We start from the raw sequence: 15092 nt of genomic DNA, 5'->3' as shown, positions 1-15092 counted from the left end.
TACGGTGGCGCCATGAGGCAGCCCGGTGACCGTGCTCCCGCACCCGGACCGCTAGCGCTGGTGCAGGATCTGTTGAACACTGTCGATATCGAGGCGGGCCGCGACCGGCTGCGTACGATCGCCGAACTCACCGCCTTCGCCGCCGCGCACGGCACGACCGGACTCAGCTTCACCGACTCCGACGTGACCGAGACGAGGCGGTTCCGGGAGGCGTTGCGGGACGCCTGCCGGGGGCACGCCGGCAGCGAGGTGCCGGCCGCGTCCGCCGCCGCGCTGCGCTACACCCTCGCCACGTCCCCGCTGCTGCTCACCATCGACCGCACCGGCGCGGCGCGGGCGATCCCGATGGCCGGGCTCGGCGGGTCGGCGGCGCTCATCGCCAGCGTGGCGGCCGCGATCCTGAACGCCGCCACCGCCGGCACCTGGCCCCGGCTGAAAGCCTGCGCGGCGCACCGCTGCCAGTGGGTGTACTACGACCACAGCCCGGCCGGACGGGGCCGCTGGTGCACGATGAGCATCTGCGGCAGCCGGGCCAAGATGCGCGCCTACCGGGCCGGCCGGTCGGCCGCCCGCTCCGGCGCCGCTGGCTGACCCGTCCTCGGTGCCCTGGCGGCGGCCTCGTGCGCTGGTGCTCTCCGTGCGCCTCTGGTCTCCGAGCGCCGCTGGTCTCCGAGCGCTGGTGGCCGCTGAGCACTGGTGGCCGCCGAGCGCTGGTGGCCTCCGAGCGCTGGTGGTCAGCTCAGGGCCAGGGTGCCCAGGGTGCCGAGGACCAGGAACGGGCCGAACGGGAGGTGGCCGCCCCAGCCGATCCGGCGGGTGACGAGCAGGACCAGCCCGCACAGCGCCGAGGCGCCGAAGGTGAGCAGCGCGCCGAGCACCACCGCCGGCCAGCCCAGCCAGCCGAGTACCGCGACGGCGCTCAGCGCCAGCTTGGCGTCGCCCAGCCCGAAGCCCCGGCGGCCGAGCAGCAGGGTGGTGCCGGCGAGGAACAGGGCCGCCCCGAGCCCGGCCAGTACGGGCCGCCACCAGGCCGACGGGTCGCCGGCGACCAGGGCCGCCACGCCGAGCAGGCCCAGGGTGCCGGCCGCGGCGGCGTAACTGAGCCGGTCCGGCAGCCGGTGTACGGCGACGTCGACGAAGAGCAGCGGCACGGCGCACGCCACCCACCAGCCGAACGCGATCGACTCGATCGGTGACCGGGCCGCCACGACCACCGCCGCCACCGCGAGGAGCAGGGCGAACTCGACGACCAGCGGTGGGGCGCCGACCCTGCCGCCACAGCCGGCGCACCGGGCCGCCGGGGTGAGCGGGCGCAGTGGACCGGCCAGGCCGATCGGGGTACCACAGTGGTCGCAGCCGGACCGGCGCGGCTGGCCGTACGGCACCGACTCGGCAGCGACGAGCCAGCGCAGCGCCGGGGCGACGCACAGCAGTGCGAGACTCCGGGCCGGCCAGCGGGAGCCGGGCCGGTTCTGAGTACGCAGAGTAACTTCATGATCGCATTTTTCGGATCTTCCCTGGTCCGGCGGGCGCGTGTCCGCCGAGTGGGCAACGGCCGGATCGCGCTGTCGCGGCAGCCCGGCAATCCCGGCCCGGCCACCCGGAAGCCCCGGTACGGAAGCTGTCAGATCATCGTCATCCATGGCATTTCGCTCCACCGGGCCGGCACAATCGGAACGGAAGGGGCGGCGGATCCATCCCGCCCGCCACCCATTGATCAAATGTGAACCATCGACCGACATCTTATGATCGAGATGCCGGTCGCCAACAGAGATCGTAACCGTACGTATTCTCTCAAATAGCCCCTGTTGTATCGTCGGCGGTCAGCCTATGCTCGCCATCTGGACGGCGCACAACCGTCGACCAACAGGCAACAAAAAGATCGATTGGCAATACCACACCCAGAATCTAGATCGACTCACCCGAATGTGGATGCAGCGGCGCCGGGCCCGGCCGAGGGCCTTCGGGGCGGAGCGGCCGTGCCCACGTCACGGCCGACGGATCGACTCGGCGGGAGCAACCCGGTCAACTCCGCTCAGGTGGGCGGTCAGCGGCGCAGCAGGAGGAGGCACCGTTGCGAACGCGGCAACCGGCGTACCTCTGGAGCGCCCTGCTCGCGGTGACGCTGCTCGTCGGCGGCACCGGCTGCGGCAACCGGCCGGGCAGCGCCGCGCCGCGCGGCACCGGCTCCGAGCCGGCCGCCAGTGCCGACGCCCGGGCCGCCGAGGCGGAGAAATCCGCGCTCGCCGCCTACGCCGGCTATCTGGCCGCCGTCCGCAAAGCGGAGCAGACCGGCGATCCGCTTGATCCGCAACTGCGGAAATATCTCGCCGATCCACTACTGACCCGGGTCAGGCTCACCATTCGCGACGCGAAGGAGCACGGCGCGATGCGTACCGGAAAGCTCGTCTCCAATCCGACGGTCACCGCGGTCGACCTCGACTCCGACCCGGCCACCGTCTCGATCCAGGACTGCATCGACGCCACCGGCTACCGGCTGGTCTACAAGAAGGACAAGAAGGTGGTCCCCGGTTCGGCCAGCGGCCGGCACCTCGCCACCGCGACCGCCACCCGCTATCCCGACGGCCGCTGGCTGATCAACGTCGGCGCGTCGCATGAGGACCAGCCGTGCTGACCCGGCGGGCGAGGGCGACCGGTGCCGTGGCCGGGCTGACCCGGCGGGCGCTCGCGACCGGTGCCGTGGCCGGGCTGGCGCTGGCCGCCGCGCTGGTGGTGCCCGGTGGTCCCGCCGGAGCCGACCCGGTCGCGGAGTGCCCGCCCGGGCAGGGCAACTGCGACGTCTGGGAGCACCTGCCCGGCGAGCCGGGCGACGACGACGGCGGTTCGGGCTCCGGTGACGGCGGCGGCTCCGGCGGCGGAGACCGGGTCTGCGAGAAGGACGACGGCACGGTGGTGCCCTGCTACGACAACGTGCTCGGCTGGTTCAACAGCGCCGACGACTGCTACTACAAGCGGGCCGAGCCGCAGCCGACGGACGTCGAGCCGGGGAAGACCGCGTACCTGCGGACCTGTAGCGCGGCGGGCAGTTCCGATCTGGTCTTCCTGACCGACCCGCCGGCCGGGTTTGCACCGCCGGACCCCGAGCAGATGGCGCTGGACCTGTTCGCCAACCTGACGCTGGACCTGCCGGAGATCCGGACCGCGCCGAGCGGCGCACCCGGGCTGGTCGGCGTGCCGGTCTGGCTCTACGACGCGTCCAGTTGGGAGCCCGAGCGGAGGACGGACGTCGAGGGCGGCGTGACGGTCTGGATCGAGGCGATTCCGACGAAGATCGTCTGGCGGATGGGCAACGGCGAGACGCTGGAGTGCACCTCGGCGGGCATCCCGTTCAAGGCCGGCGTCCACGACCCGCGCCAGCCACCCCGCGAGGCGTGCGCGTACCCCGGCTATCCGCGGGCTAGCAGCACCAAGCAGGGCGGGCGGTACGAGATCACCGCGGTCAAGCACTGGACGGTGCCGTGGGGCAGCAGCACCGGCGAGGGTGACCAGGACGCCCTCTCCACCAGCCGCGACGCCACGACCTCGATCCAGATCGACGAACTTCAGGTGGTGACGAGGTGACCGTGGCGACCAGTCCGACCACAGGGGCGCCGATCGACGCGCCGATCACCCCGCCCCGGATCGTCCGGCAGCGCCGGATGCGACCCGGGCTGCTCGGCCTCGCCGTACTGCTGATCGCGCTCGGCGGGCTCGGGTCCGCGTTCGCGATCACCTCCGTACGCGCCACCGGCAGCTATCTCGCGGTCGCCCGGGCCGTACCGGTCGGCACCGCGCTCACCGCCGACGACCTGGTGGCGGTGCAGGTGGCCGGCGGCCAGGGCCTCGAACCGGTGGCCGCCGACCGGATCGACGAGGTACTCGGCAAGCGGGCCACCGTGACACTCACCCCGGGCACCCTGCTGACCATGGCGCAGCTCACCGACAAGCCGCTGCTCGGCCCCGGGCAGCAGCAGATCTCGGTCGGGCTGCGCCCCAGCGAGGTACCCGCGAAGCGGCTCCGCCCCGGCGACAAGGTGCTGCTGTTCAGCACGGCCGGCGACGATGCCCGGGGCGCCGCCGCGCCGGCCACCCGGTTCCAGGCCACCGTCATCGACATGGCCGCCCCGGCCAGCAACTCGGTGGTCCTCTACCTCGCGCTCGCGGCCAAGGACGTCCCGGCGGTGGTGGCGCTGGCCACCAGCGACCGGATCGCGGTCGTGCTGAACGCGGCAGCCTGACCGTGGCCATCGTCGCCCTCGTCTCGGCCAAGGGATCCCCCGGGGTCACCACCACCGCGCTCGCCTGCACGCTCACCTGGCACCACCGGGTGGTACTGGCCGAGTGCGACCCGTCCGGCGGATCGGTGCTGGCCGGCTATCTCGGCGGGGCGCTGGCCGGGCCCCGGGGCATCGGCGAGCTGGCCGTCGGTGAGTTGCGGGACGGCAACCTGGAGGAGGCGTTCTGGTCGCAGCTCGTCGACCTCGACGCGCCCAAGCGGGAACGGCTGCTGCTGCCCGGCGTGGTCGACCCGGCGCAGGCCGGCAGCGTCGTACCGCTCTGGCAGCGGTTCGCCGACTTCTTCACCGGGCTGGCCAAGGGCCGTCCGGCGTACGACGTGCTGGTCGACTGTGGACGGCTCCAGGTGGTCGGGCCACCGTGGCCGCTGCTCCGGGCCGCCGATCTCGTGCTGGTCGTCACCACCGCCCGGCTGCCGCACCTGTCCAGCGCCCAGGCCACCATCCGGGCGATCGAGCGGGACTTCGCCGAACACCGGGTACCGGCCGACACGCTGCGACTGCTGCTGATCGGCGGCGAGCACGGCCGCAGCGAGGTGGGCAAGGCACTCCGGCTGCCGGTCATCGCGCAGTTGCCGGACGATCCGCGTACCGCCGAGGTGCTCAGCCACGGCGGGACCGTACGCGCCAACCGGCCGCTGATGCGGGCGGCCAGCGCGCTGGAGGTGCCGGTCCGGGCGGTCCTGGACCGGCGGCGGGCCCGGCTCGGCTGGCCGGCCGCGATCGAGGGGGTGCCGGGTGCGGTTTGAGCCGGTCTACTCCGACCCGCGTCCCCAGGACCCGGACGCCGCCTCCACCACTCCGATCTGGCAGGTTGTCCCGCACAACGGGCACCGGCCCGTACCGCTGCCGAGCGGTGGCGAGGTGCCGCCGTACGCGGTGGTGCCACAGCCGGTGACGCCGCCCGTCCCGCCCCGGCCCCGGGTCGACTTCGCGGTGGTCCGGGAACTCCGGCGCGAACTGAGCGAACGGCTGACCCTGTGGCAGCGCGGCCGGGAGTTCAGCACCGCGGAAGAGGACGTCGAGCGGGCCCGGCTCGCCGTGGCGGTGGTCGCCGAGTACGCCGACTCCACCCGCCGGGCCGGTACCCCGATGTCGGCGGCCGAGGAACGGATGCTGCTCGACCAGGTCAACGCGGAACTGGTCGGGCTGGGCCGGTTGCAGACCCTGCTGGTCGACAACTCGATCGAAGAGGTGCACATCCTCGGCTGCGACTCGGTGCGGATCACCCGGCGCGGCGGTGGCGTCGACTGGGCCGAGCCGATCGCCGACAGCGACGAGGAGATGGTGGAGATCCTCCAGGCGGCGGCGCGCCGGGCCGGGGCCACCGAGCGGTCGCTCTCCACCTCGAAGCCGACCCTGGACCTGCAACTGCCGGACGGCAGCCGGCTGGCGGCGGTCTTCCTGGTCAGCCACCGCCCGTACGCGGTGATCCGTAAGCACAACACCATCGAGGTCACCCTCGACGAGATCACCGGTGCCCGGGCCGACCTGGACGAGATGCTCGACGTGCTGATCCGGGACTTCCTCCGGGCGGCGATGCGGGCCGGGCTGAACATCATGGTCGCCGGGCTGGCCGGGGCGGGCAAGACCACGGTGGTCCGGGCGCTGATGGACGAGATCCCGGCCGACGAGCCGTACGTGCTGCTGGAGGAGAGCCGGGAGCTGCTGCCCGCCCGGCGCGGACGCAAGCACCGGGCGGTGATGAGCTTCGAGTCCCGGGAGGGGCACGGCGACCGGGGGCCGGACGGCCGACCGGCCGGTGAGGTGACCATCGCCGACCTGATTCCGGTGGCGCTGCGGATGGGGGTACTCCGGATCATCGTCGGGGAGGTCCGGTCCCGGGAGATCGTGCCGATGCTCCAGGCGATGACCACCAGCCGGGGTTCGATGTGCACCATCCACGCTCGTAGCCCGGCCGGGGTCAGCGAGCGGATCATCGAGCTGGCGCTGTCACACGGCCGGGAGATGACCGTCGAGCAGGCCCGCCGGATGGCCGGGAACGCGCTCGACCTGATCGTCTACGTCACCATCGAGGACGAGACCGCGATCGGTGGCCGCAAGCACCGGTTCGTCTCGCACGTCGAGGAGGTCATCGGGGTCGGCGAGGGCAACCGGATCACCACGACCACCGTCTTCGGGCCGGGGCCGGACGGCCGGGCGGTCCCCCGCCACCTGCCGGAACGGGTCCGCGACCAGTTGCTCCGGGTCGGGTACGACGCGCGACTGCTGACCCGCTACATCGAGGCGGGTACCGGCGCGTGGCGGCGGCCTCGGCACAGTCGGCTCGGGCGGCCGGCATGACGACGTGGCAGCCGGTGACGTCGGGTACGGCCGCACGGGGCAGGGCCGGGCCGGTCGCGGGCCGCCCGGCGGGTCCGGGGGTGGCATGGTGACGCTGCCGTCGAACGTCGAGCTGATCGCCGTGCTCTCCGGGATCGCCTGCGCGACCGGGCTGGTGCTGGTGGTCGCCGCGCTGGTCGGTACGAAGCGGCCGGCGGGACCGCGCCGCGACTCGGTGCTGCGCCGGCTCTGGCTCGGCAACGGGACGAGTGCCCGGGAACGGCGGGCGCACCAGACGCTGCTGGTCGGGGCGATCCTGGCCGGGGCGGTGGGATTCCTGCTCACCGGGCTACCGGTGGTCGGCCTGCTGGTCGCCGTCGCGGTGCCGGGTGTGCCGTGGCTGCTCGGCACCGGGCGGGCCGAACGGCGGGCGATCAACCGGATCGAGGCGATCGGCGAGTGGACCCGCCGGCTGAAGGACGTCTCCGGCACCGGCCAGGGCCTCCAGCAGGCGATCATCGGTACGGTCGCGACCGCGCCGGACCAGATCGACGAGGAGGTACGCCTGCTCGCCGCCAGGCTGGCGGCCGGCTGGCAGGGTCGGGCCGCACTGCTGGCGTTCGCCGAGGAGATCGGTGACCCGGTCTGCGACCAGGTCGTGGCCGCGCTGATCCTGCACCTGACCGACCGGGGCGAGCGGCTCGGTGACGTGCTCGGGGCGATCGCCTCGGCGGCGGCGGCCGAGGTGGTGACCCGGCGCGAGGTGGAGGCGAAGCGGGCGCAACCCCGGTTCGCGGTGCGCTTCCTGACCGGGATGACCCTGCTGGTCCTGGCGTACGGGCTGGTGAACCCCGACTACATGGAGCCGTACGGTACGCCGGACGGGCAGTTGGTGATGGTGCTGCTCGGTGCCGCCTTCGTCGCCCTGCTGGCCTGGGTACGGGCGATGAGCCTGCCGCCCCGGCCGGCCCGGTTCCTCGCCCCGCCGGACCAGGAGGAGGCGCTCCGGTGAGCGCGAGGAGTGAGCCGGGTTTGCGAGCCCCGCAGTCGCGAACGACAGCCAGCACAGCGAGCGCGAGGAGTGAGCCGGGTTTGCGAGCCCCGCAGTCGCGAACGACAGCCAGCACAGCGAGCGCGAGGAGTGAGCCGGGTTTGCGAGCCCCGCAGTCGCGAACGGACCGGAGGACGGTGTGATCCTCAACTGGCACCTGACGTTCGGGGTACTCGGCGGTGCTGCGGTCGGGTTGGGACTGTTCCTGCTGGTCCGGGAGGCGTTGCCGGCGACTCCGGCGCTCGGTCCGGCGCTGCGCCGGCTACACCAGCCGGCCGGGTTGAGCCGGCCGGGCCGGGCTTCCCGCCACGACCTCGACTGGCTCGTCGGGGCGGCCCGCTGGCTGCGTCCACCGCATCGACAGCTCGCGCTGATCGGGCAGTCGGCCGAGCAGTACACGCTGTCGCTGCTGCTCTCCGGGTTGATCGGGCTGGCGACTCCGGCGGTGTCGACCGCGATCCTCTTCCTCGCCGGGATCCGGCTGCCGTTCGTGGTACCGACCGTCGGCGCGCTCGGCTTCGCGCTGCTCTGTGTGCTGATGGCGCACCGCAGCGTACTGGTGAAGGCGGAACGGGCCCGGCGCGAGTTCCGGCAGGCCGTCTGCGCCTATCTCGACCTGGTCGCCCTGCAACTGTCGGCCGCGCACGGTCCGGTGCAGGCGCTGGAGCGGGCGGCCGAGGTCTGCGACGGCTGGGTGTTCGAGCGGATCCGGGAGGCGCTGCGACTGGCCCAGCTCCAGATGCACTCGCCCTGGGACGAGCTGCGGGAACTGGCCGAGAAGATCGGCATCCCGGAACTCGGTGACGTGGGGGCGATCATGCAGTCCTCCGGCGCCGAGGGCGCACAGGTGCACGACTCGCTGCGGGGCCGGGCCGACTCGCTGCGCGACCAGATTCGGACCGACAACCTGGCCCGCGCCGAGGCGGTGACCAGCCGGCTGGACGTGCCGGGCGCGCTGCTGGTCTTCGTACTCGTCGGCTTCGTCCTCTATCCGTTCGTGGCCCGGATCTGACCCCGACCCACCGTTGCACTGAAGGGAGACCGCAATGTCGATCATCAATTACCTGCACATTGCGTTCGTCGTGCGGATCGCCGAGCTGCGCCGTACCGGTGAGGGGGATCGGGGCGACAGCCCGGTCCCGACCGCAGTGATCATCTTTGGTCTGGTGGCCGCGGCCCTGGCCGTGACCGTCGCCGTGTCGCGCAGCGTCACGGACTGGATGGACGCCATTCCGGAGCCGGGCGGCGGCGCGGACACCGGCGGCGACCCCGCTGGACTGCCGCAGGACTGATCCGTGCCACGACCGCGCGGCAGCATCCGGTACCGGCTCCCGGCGACGACGGCCGGGGCCCGGTGGCGCCGGATCGTGCGCGTGGACCGGATGGCCGGCGCGGAGCGGGACCGGGGTGCCAACCCGGTCGAGCTGGCCGTGCTGATGCCGGCCATCCTGATCCTGTTGCTCGCCTCGATCCAGGCCGCCTCCTGGTTCATCGCCCGGGCCACCGCGCTGAACGCCGCCCAGTCGGCGGTGAGCGCGCAGCGCGCCTACCAGGCCGAGCCGGGGGTGGGGCAGCAGCGCGCCGAAGACTTTCTGGAGCGGGCCGGTGACTGGCTGATCGGCTGGGAGGTCACGGTGACCGTCCCCGAGCCGGACGACACGCAGGTGAGCGCCACCGTCACCGGGGAGCCGCTCCGGGTGATGCCGCTGATCTCGCTGCCGCCGATCAGCGAGACCGCCTTCGGCACGGTGGAGCGGTTCACCGACGAGGAGGCGCCGTGATCGGCGCGGGCATGCTGCGCGGAGTGCGCGGCCGGGACCGGGGTTCGGTGTCGGTGGAGACCGCGATCCTCACCCCGGCCTTTCTCGCCCTGGTGGCGCTGGCCGGGGTCGCCGGCCGGACCGCCGTCGCGCACGAGGCGATCGATGCCGCCGCGCACGACGCCGCCCGGGCCGCCTCGATCTCGCGTACCGCGGGCGACGGGCGGGACGCGGCGCGGGCGGCGGTACGGAGCCGGCTCGACGCGGAGGGGCTCGCCTGCTCGGACGAGCCCGAGTTGGACTTCGCCGGTACGGTCAACGGCCAGCGGGCCGGCTTCGACGAGGTGTACGTCACCGGCCTCGGCACCGACGCCTCGGTGGTAGTCACGGTCACCTGCGACGTCTCCGTCCGGGACCTGCGGATGCCGCTGCTGCCGGGAGTGCGGACGTACAGCACCGTCGAGGCGACCTTCGCGTCCCCACTGGACCGCTACCGTGGCCGGAGCGCCCAATGAGCGCCCGGGGCTGCTCCGCAGGTAACCGGGTCGGGCCGGGTCACCCGGTCGGTCCGGATGCGGGGCGGGTCAGCCTGTTTCTCGCGGTCGCGCTGATCGGGGTACTCGCGATCATCGGGCTGGCGTACGACGGCGCCGGCCAGCTCCGCACGATGCAGCGCGCCGACAACCTGGCGGCCGAGGCGGCCCGGGCCGGCGGCCAGGCGATCGACCTGGGGCAGCTACTCCTCGACGGCACCACCCTGCTGGACCAGACTGCGGCGAGGACCGCCGTCGGCAACTACCTCGCGAGCGTGGACGGCGTCGACCGCTGGGACGTGGACTTCGCGGTCGCCGGGGACAACTCCACGCTGACGGTCACCCTCGAACTCGACTACGACACGGTCTTCCTCGACCTGTTCGGTTTCGCCGACAACATCACGGTGCCCGGTACGGCCACCGCGACACTCCTCACCACGACGAACCGCTGAATAGGGGGCATCGTCATGCCTGCATCCCGGGCGGCGCGCCGCGCCGGCCAGTTCTGCACCGGGCTCGGGGCGTTGATCGTCCTGATCGGACTGCTGGTCGGGGCGCCCCTGGCGCTGCTGGCCCTGGCCGGCAACCCGCTACCGGACCACCTACCGGGGTTGGACGAGATCGGCACCGCGCTGACCAGCCGGGACGACGGTCAGCTCTTCCTCCGGGCGCTGGCGGTCGTCGGTTGGGCCGGCTGGGCCACCTTCGCCCTCTCGGTCCTCGTCGAGATCCCGGCCCGGATCCTGCGCCGGCCGGCGATCCGGCTGCCCGGACTCGGCCGCCAGCAACGCTGGGCCGCCACCCTGGTCGGCTCGGTGGCGCTGGTCCTGGCGGTCAGCCCGGCCGCCACCGCCGCCAGTACGGTCCTCGGGACGACGGCGGCGGCAGCGGCCCAGCCGGGAATGGCGGCCCGGCCGGGGACGGCGGTGCAGCCCGCTGCCGCAGGGCAGTTGGGCATCACAGGGCAGCCGGTCGGTGTGCCGCAGGTGGTGAACGGGGGGCAGCCGGTCAGCGGCGAGGGACCGGCCTCGGGGCCGGCGCCGCACTGGCTGGCGGCGGAGCCGGCGTCGGGACCCGCGCCGCAGTGGCTGGCCGGCGAGCCGGAAGAGCGGGCCGAGCAGCCCGAGCCGGTCTACCGGGTGGAGAAGGGTGACTACCTGGGCCACATCGCCGGCCGCTACCTCGGCGACTTCGACCGCTATCCGGAACTGGCCCGACTCAACGAGATCCGTGATCCGGACCGGATCCGGCCGGGCCAACTGCTGCACCTGCCCCCGAGCGCCGAGGACCGGGGCGCACGCCAGCACGCCACCGGGCTGGTCGCGACCCCGCCGCCGCCCGGCGGCTGGCCGGAGACCGTACCCGTGGATCCGGCGCCAAAGGCCGGGCAACCCGACGCGCCGCAACCACCGGCCGGTCCGCAGCCGCCCGCCGACCCGCCGCCCGCCCAACGGTCCGGTGGTGACGGCGACGGCACCAGCTACGCGGTCACCGCCTCCCGGGCCGGTGCGGCGGAGGAGCTGAACCGTCCGCTCGCGGTCTCGGCGGTGATCGCCGTGGCCAGCATCGTCGGCGCGCAGGTGGGTGCGGTCTTCGGGCTCCGGAACCGCTCGGGCCGCCGCCCCATCTTCGGCAACGGCCGGCACCGGCCACGCGACTGAGCGAGCCGAGACAGGACGGTCTGAGCGGACAGCGGAGCTCCGGTGTCGAGGATGTCGGAGGACACCCCTCGCTACCGGAGCTCCACAGCGCCTAACCGGCCGGCTCAGCTCTAGTTCTGCAATACGGTGGCATCGAGGTGGACCCGCACCCGACCGATCCGGGTGAAGTAGCTCGCCACGCCATCCGAGGCACCGCTGTGGCCGCCCCGGGCAGTGTTCCCGAAGAACCACGGGCCGCCGCTGTCACCGCCCGTCGAGACATCGTCATCGGTGACATCCAGACCGCAGTAGCGATGGCCGCTCAACGTCCGGCAGGTGTCGGTGTCGGCGACGTGGGAGCAGCGGTACCCGCTGTTCCGGCCCCAATGACACACGGCCGAGTTGATCGGTGCGTTGCCGACCGCCGTCACCGTCCGGTCTCCGCCAGACTGCCGGCTGGTCGCCCGGAACTGCTTGTTCGTCGAGTGGCCGTTCTCGGTCAGGGTCCGGTGGAACTGGAAATCGATCGCGTCGTTCGGGGTCTGGCCCGGGTTGGTGCTGATGACCCCCGTGGCGTTGCCGTACCGGAGCGCGTTGTTGCAGTGCCGCGCCGTCAGCACACCCCGGTTGCCGTAGCGGACCACGGTGAACCCTGCGGTGCAGTGGGAGTCGCCGTTGGCCAGGTTGAGGTCCCGCCCGCCTTCGACGGTGCGCTCGACGACGCCGACCTGGTCGCCATCGAGTTCGAGCACGACGTCGATGGGGAGCTGTCCCCCGACGGTGCCTGCGGTCAGCGCCTCGTGGAAGACCGAGTCGAGCGCGCTCATCCGGGTGATCCCCCCGACCGGCGCGTACTGGAGACGCAGTACGCGTCGCTCGTGGTCGTAGCGGGTCCCCGCCGACCGGATGACGTCGGTGCGGGCCGCCAGGGACGTGGTGAGCGCGTAGGCCAGGTCGGCCAGTTCCTTTGAACTGGCCGGCGCACCGTACCGCACCTCGGTGTTCACCGGTAGACGCTCCAGCTCGGCGATAACGTCGGCGCTCGGCTTCGCGGTGAACTGGATCCAGTGACCGGCCGCCCCGCCCGGGCTAGCCAGACCGGCCCGTACGAACGTGTCCGGCCTGGTCTCCTCCAGCTCGGTGATGTAGGCACTGAACTCGTGGATGCCCTGGTGCGCCGCGACGACGGCGGAGAGGTCCTGTCCGCTCTCCTTGGCGTACGTGGTCAGGTCCTGCATCGTCGCGTCGTCCAGAGCCAGGGCCGACCGGCCCGTCCCGGTCACTCGGAACGTGCCCGCCGACGTCGGCACGGCCCGCACCGGCACGCTCGCGTTCACAAAAATTGCCGCATTGTTCTTGGTGTCGTTGCCACTGGCGGGGGCTCCGGCGACCACTGTCAGGCCAGCGGTGACCCCCAGCGAGGTCAGCAGGGCCAGGACTCGTCGCATCTACTGCGTCCTCTCGGACAAACTGGTGATATCAAGCGCCGTTGGCTGAAGTACGCTGATCATCGCGTTTCGCGGGTTCGCTGTGACCCAACGAATCCGCAGGGTTTCGTCGGTCCCAGGCCGTCGGCCACGCGGGGAGGACTATGAGCAGGCGGAACGGGCTCTGGCGGGTCGCGGATCTGCCGACGACCAGGGCCGGCGTCGAGCGGGCGTTCTCGTACTTCGTCGCGGGAGTCCGGTTGGGCACGCTCGCGCAGATGGCCCCGGCGGTACACATCGGAGTCGCGACGTCACCGCAGGGCGTCGGCTACCTCGCGTGCTGGCTCGCCGCAGCCTGCGCGGCCATCGCGGTGAGCGTGGTGACCCTGGTACGCCGTCGCCCGCTGGGCGCGGCGGGTTCGGCAGCGGACTTCGCGCTGGCCTGCCTGTTGCTCGTGCTGGGGCCGCTGGTGCTGGCGCCGGGGGAACGCTTGGGTACCTGGGTCGCGTTCCAGCCGGCCTACGCGCTGTCGATCATCATCACGGCTGGCGGGGTCCGCGGCCGCACCCACTGGGTGGGCGGCCTCCTCGGCGTTATCGCCTGCTACGTGGTGTATCTCCGCGGCGAAGTCGGGGCAGACATGATCCCGACCGCCATCGGCAACGTCCTCACCTACGTGGTGTACGCGCTGGTCGCCCGCATGTTCTTCGGATACACGCGCCGCATCGCGCACGACGCTGACGCCTCGCGTGCTCGCGCGGCAGAGCTGGCACGGCGCGAGGAGAAACGACGCGCCCAGGTGATGATGCACAACGGGGTCGCCCTCATGCGGCTGCTCACGGAGCCGGGGACCGACGAGTCACGCTCCCGGCTCATCGACCAGGCCGAGGCGGAACTGCGGCGGATGCGCTCCTACCTGCGTGGCCGGGCGCCGGACGGAGACGTGCCCGCCGGAGGGGCCAATTCCGACGCCCCCGTGGTGCTCGCCGCAATGATCGAGCGGGTGTGCGACCGGTTCGCCGACCTGAACGTCGATGCCTTGCTCGACCTCGGCGCCGACCTGAAACTCCCCGCCGCGCAAGCCGAGGCGCTTGAGCGCGCGCTTGAGAGTCTGTTGCTCAACGTACGCGTGCACGCCCGGGCAGAGGCAGTCGTGGTCCACCTCGACCGGGGCACGGATGGGAGCTGGACGCTGACCGTGCGCGACGACGGCGTCGGCTTCGACCCGGCGTCGGTGACCGCCGGAGTCGGGCTGCGCGAGGTCGTCGTGGGCGAACTGCGGCGGCGCGGGCTCGACGTCGAGATCGAGTCCGCCGTGGGTGAGGGAACGACAGTGACGATCTCGTCCGGCCCTGGGCCGGCGGTCGTTGGTCCGGACCGGGACGCCGTCACGGACGCGGCATGAGGCCCCCGGTGGCGGTCGTCGACGACGCGTCGCTGATACGCGAGTCGTTCGGCCTGCTCATGCCTGGTCTCGACGTCGTCGCTGCGGTCGCGACCGTGGAGGAGTTGGTGCGCCTCCGCCCCGAGGTAGAGGTGGTCGTGCTCGACCTGCACCTGGCGAACCTCGAACAGCAGCCCGACGTCCGGCAGGGCATCGCCGCGATCCGCGCGCTGACGCACTGCGGCTACCGGGTCTGCGTCTACAGCCAGGAGGAGCGCCGCTTCGTCCTTGCGGCGTCCATCGCGGCGGGTGCGAGCGGGCTGGTCTCCAAGGCGCTGCCGACCCGCCGGGCCGAACAACTCCTCCTCGACGTCGCCGCCGGTGGCACCGTCATACCTCAGTCGGTCGTCGGGATACTCGAGGTTCTGGTCCGGCGGGACAGCATCACCCTGCTCAGCGAGCGCCAGCGCCAGATCCTGCACGGCCGGGCCCGCGGACTGACCTACGCCCAGATCGCCAAGCAACTGTTCGTGAGCGAATCCACGCTCCGTGGCTACTGGCTCGACCTGACCCGGTCGCTCTCCGATTCCCTGCGCAACCTCACACCGGGCGAGATCGAACGAGCCCTCGGACTCGCGCCGGGAGATCTCCTGGAATTCTGGTCCGGGGAAGGGACTGACGTAAAGGGCTGGTGGCGCGGCGGCATGGGCAAGTGAGC

At 72.5% G+C, this 15092-nt stretch carries 17 protein-coding genes; 15 read left to right on the top strand and 2 right to left on the bottom strand.

Annotated elements, in window-relative coordinates; translation table 11 throughout:
• Positions 1 to 12: 12 nt before the first annotated feature.
• Positions 13 to 591, top strand: coding sequence for a CGNR zinc finger domain-containing protein (locus AAH979_RS36135; protein ID WP_346262619.1), 579 nt, complete (start codon positions 13 to 15; stop codon positions 589 to 591).
• A 143-nt stretch (positions 592 to 734) separates the two neighbouring features.
• Here the strand turns inward: AAH979_RS36135 and AAH979_RS36130 are convergent, their stop codons facing one another.
• Entirely contained in the window at positions 735 to 1643 is a 909-nt protein-coding gene (locus AAH979_RS36130; RefSeq protein WP_346262618.1) for an A24 family peptidase, read from the bottom strand.
• A 431-nt stretch (positions 1644 to 2074) separates the two neighbouring features.
• Here AAH979_RS36130 and AAH979_RS36125 point away from each other — a divergent pair, with 431 nt between their 5' ends.
• The 12 genes from AAH979_RS36125 (at position 2075) to AAH979_RS36070 (ending at position 11583) form a co-directional block, all read left to right on the top strand.
• A complete protein-coding gene (locus AAH979_RS36125; protein ID WP_346262617.1) occupies positions 2075 to 2635 on the top strand; it encodes a hypothetical protein in 561 nt (186 codons plus the stop codon).
• Positions 2629 to 3582 carry a hypothetical protein gene (locus AAH979_RS36120; RefSeq protein WP_346262616.1) on the top strand — a complete coding sequence of 318 codons (954 nt, stop codon included), beginning with the start codon at positions 2629 to 2631 and terminating at the stop codon, positions 3580 to 3582. The genes AAH979_RS36125 and AAH979_RS36120 overlap by 7 nt, the downstream gene beginning before the upstream one ends.
• The gene (locus AAH979_RS36115) at positions 3579 to 4238 is read left to right on the top strand and encodes an SAF domain-containing protein (protein ID WP_346262615.1); all 660 of its coding nucleotides are present in this window, start codon (positions 3579 to 3581) and stop codon (positions 4236 to 4238) included. Before AAH979_RS36120 ends, AAH979_RS36115 begins: the two co-directional genes overlap by 4 nt.
• Before the next feature lie 2 nt (positions 4239 to 4240).
• Complete coding sequence (locus AAH979_RS36110; protein WP_346262614.1) at positions 4241 to 5044, top strand: ParA family protein; 804 nt, start codon at positions 4241 to 4243, stop codon at positions 5042 to 5044.
• 55 nt (positions 5045 to 5099) lie between these two features.
• Positions 5100 to 6599 carry a CpaF/VirB11 family protein gene (locus AAH979_RS36105; protein ID WP_346262643.1) on the top strand — a complete coding sequence of 500 codons (1500 nt, stop codon included), beginning with the start codon at positions 5100 to 5102 and terminating at the stop codon, positions 6597 to 6599.
• 94 nt (positions 6600 to 6693) lie between these two features.
• A complete protein-coding gene (locus tag AAH979_RS36100) occupies positions 6694 to 7590 on the top strand; it encodes a type II secretion system F family protein (protein WP_346262642.1) in 897 nt (298 codons plus the stop codon).
• A 181-nt stretch (positions 7591 to 7771) separates the two neighbouring features.
• The gene (locus AAH979_RS36095; RefSeq protein ID WP_346262641.1) at positions 7772 to 8641 is read left to right on the top strand and encodes a type II secretion system F family protein; all 870 of its coding nucleotides are present in this window, start codon (positions 7772 to 7774) and stop codon (positions 8639 to 8641) included.
• 34 nt (positions 8642 to 8675) lie between these two features.
• Positions 8676 to 8921, top strand: a complete 246-nt coding sequence (locus AAH979_RS36090) for a hypothetical protein (RefSeq protein WP_346262613.1) — start codon at positions 8676 to 8678, stop codon at positions 8919 to 8921.
• Between the two features lie 3 nt (positions 8922 to 8924).
• Positions 8925 to 9410, top strand: a complete 486-nt coding sequence (locus AAH979_RS36085) for a TadE family protein (protein WP_346262612.1) — start codon at positions 8925 to 8927, stop codon at positions 9408 to 9410.
• 11 nt (positions 9411 to 9421) lie between these two features.
• Positions 9422 to 9904, top strand: coding sequence for a TadE/TadG family type IV pilus assembly protein (locus AAH979_RS36080; RefSeq protein ID WP_346262640.1), 483 nt, complete (start codon positions 9422 to 9424; stop codon positions 9902 to 9904).
• Positions 9901 to 10374 (top strand): hypothetical protein, encoded by a 474-nt coding sequence (locus AAH979_RS36075; protein WP_346262611.1) that lies wholly within the window; start codon positions 9901 to 9903, stop codon positions 10372 to 10374. The genes AAH979_RS36080 and AAH979_RS36075 overlap by 4 nt, the downstream gene beginning before the upstream one ends.
• 15 nt (positions 10375 to 10389) lie before the next feature.
• A complete protein-coding gene (locus tag AAH979_RS36070; RefSeq protein WP_346262610.1) occupies positions 10390 to 11583 on the top strand; it encodes a LysM domain-containing protein in 1194 nt (397 codons plus the stop codon).
• A 110-nt stretch (positions 11584 to 11693) separates the two neighbouring features.
• Here AAH979_RS36070 and AAH979_RS36065 read toward each other — a convergent pair whose 3' ends face one another.
• A complete protein-coding gene (locus AAH979_RS36065; RefSeq protein ID WP_346262609.1) occupies positions 11694 to 13010 on the bottom strand; it encodes a S1 family peptidase in 1317 nt (438 codons plus the stop codon).
• A gap of 239 nt (positions 13011 to 13249) precedes the next feature.
• Here AAH979_RS36065 and AAH979_RS36060 point away from each other — a divergent pair, with 239 nt between their 5' ends.
• Together AAH979_RS36060 and AAH979_RS36055 are read left to right on the top strand one after the other, a co-directional pair.
• The gene (locus AAH979_RS36060; RefSeq protein ID WP_346262608.1) at positions 13250 to 14395 is read left to right on the top strand and encodes an ATP-binding protein; all 1146 of its coding nucleotides are present in this window, start codon (positions 13250 to 13252) and stop codon (positions 14393 to 14395) included.
• Positions 14392 to 15090 carry a LuxR C-terminal-related transcriptional regulator gene (locus tag AAH979_RS36055; RefSeq protein ID WP_346262607.1) on the top strand — a complete coding sequence of 233 codons (699 nt, stop codon included), beginning with the start codon at positions 14392 to 14394 and terminating at the stop codon, positions 15088 to 15090. The genes AAH979_RS36060 and AAH979_RS36055 overlap by 4 nt, the downstream gene beginning before the upstream one ends.
• Positions 15091 to 15092 lie beyond the last annotated feature (2 nt).

It is taken from the genome of Plantactinospora sp. ZYX-F-223 (genome assembly GCF_039649625.1).
Lineage (GTDB): Bacteria > Actinomycetota > Actinomycetes > Mycobacteriales > Micromonosporaceae > Plantactinospora.
The sequence above is the reverse complement of the archived record's forward strand: the minus strand, read 5'-3'. Positions and strand labels throughout refer to the sequence as shown.

Excerpts from the sequence above, each read along its gene's own strand:
- AAH979_RS36135 (WP_346262619.1), top strand. The coding sequence starts at position 13 with ATGAGGCAGCCCGGTGACCGTGCTCCCGCACCCGGACCGCTAGCGCTG.
- AAH979_RS36130 (WP_346262618.1), bottom strand. The coding sequence starts at position 1,643 with ATGGATGACGATGATCTGACAGCTTCCGTACCGGGGCTTCCGGGTGGC.
- AAH979_RS36090 (WP_346262613.1), top strand. The coding sequence starts at position 8,676 with ATGTCGATCATCAATTACCTGCACATTGCGTTCGTCGTGCGGATCGCC.
- AAH979_RS36080 (WP_346262640.1), top strand. The coding sequence starts at position 9,422 with ATGCTGCGCGGAGTGCGCGGCCGGGACCGGGGTTCGGTGTCGGTGGAG.
- AAH979_RS36075 (WP_346262611.1), top strand. The coding sequence starts at position 9,901 with ATGAGCGCCCGGGGCTGCTCCGCAGGTAACCGGGTCGGGCCGGGTCAC.
- AAH979_RS36070 (WP_346262610.1), top strand. The coding sequence starts at position 10,390 with ATGCCTGCATCCCGGGCGGCGCGCCGCGCCGGCCAGTTCTGCACCGGG.
- AAH979_RS36065 (WP_346262609.1), bottom strand. The coding sequence starts at position 13,010 with ATGCGACGAGTCCTGGCCCTGCTGACCTCGCTGGGGGTCACCGCTGGC.
- AAH979_RS36055 (WP_346262607.1), top strand. The coding sequence starts at position 14,392 with ATGAGGCCCCCGGTGGCGGTCGTCGACGACGCGTCGCTGATACGCGAG.